Source organism: Pseudomonas caricapapayae, assembly GCF_001400735.1.
Lineage (GTDB): Bacteria > Pseudomonadota > Gammaproteobacteria > Pseudomonadales > Pseudomonadaceae > Aquipseudomonas > Aquipseudomonas caricapapayae.
Genome location: NZ_LJPW01000028.1, coordinates 1 through 856, shown reverse-complemented (window position 1 = coordinate 856; position 856 = coordinate 1). Strand labels below are relative to the sequence as shown.

The following is an 856-nucleotide window of genomic DNA, read 5'->3' as shown; positions in this document are numbered from 1 at the left end:
CCCGGCGTATGGATCACCATGACATCCGTCACTGGCTGTTGCACTGGTTCAACCCGCATCCCGATCATTTGGGATCAAAGCGCCAGGACATCGATCGTTTCTTCGAGATCGTCAATAACCGCACAGTCGAACCGCGAGAAGAAGGCACGCTGCCGCTGGCCAGCGGCGATGATTTTTCTCAGTGTCTGTTTTATAGCGAACCGCAATCGGATGCCAAGAAAGGTCTCTGGTACTTTGACTGTCGCCCTCACCGCGTCATCGTCCTCGACCGCTTGCGCGACGCACCCAAGACCGCGCACCTGACGGGTGAAACCCGCAAAGGCGGGGACGCGCTGCATGCCTTGTTCGACAAGTTGCCCGAAGACACGGTGCTCAACATCACGCTGGTGATCACTCCTCAGGATGTTCTGGAGGCCCACCTGGAAAAACTGGCACGTAAATCCGTCGGTGACAATCAAGCGTCCGCCCTGACTCGTGAAGCGGTCGACGAGGCACGCAAACTGATCGGTCGAAAACACAAGCTGTATCGTGGCAACGTGGTTTTTTACTTGACGGGCAAGGATGAGCAACAGCTGGAGAGTCGGAGCATGGAGCTTGCGAATACCATGCTTAGCGCCGGTATGGAACCTGTATATCCTCGTGATGAGGTCGCTCCTCTCAGCAGTTATCTGCGATGGCTGCCGGCCAATTTTGATGTTAACAAGAAACATGCTTTGGACTGGTACACCCAGATGATGCTCGCCCAGCATGTGGCCAATTTGTCTCCCGTGTGGGGGCGCAATACTGGTACGGGCCATCCTGGCATCTCACTGTTCAACCGCGGCGGTGCACCGCTAACATTCGACCCACTGAACGA

Annotated in this window: 1 protein-coding gene; it reads left to right on the top strand. The window is 56.0% G+C overall.

Going from position 1 to position 856, the window contains the following annotated elements; genetic code table 11:
- Nucleotides 1-856: TraC family protein (locus ALO80_RS03710; protein ID WP_159420655.1), on the top strand; the 856-nt coding region annotated here is incomplete at both ends.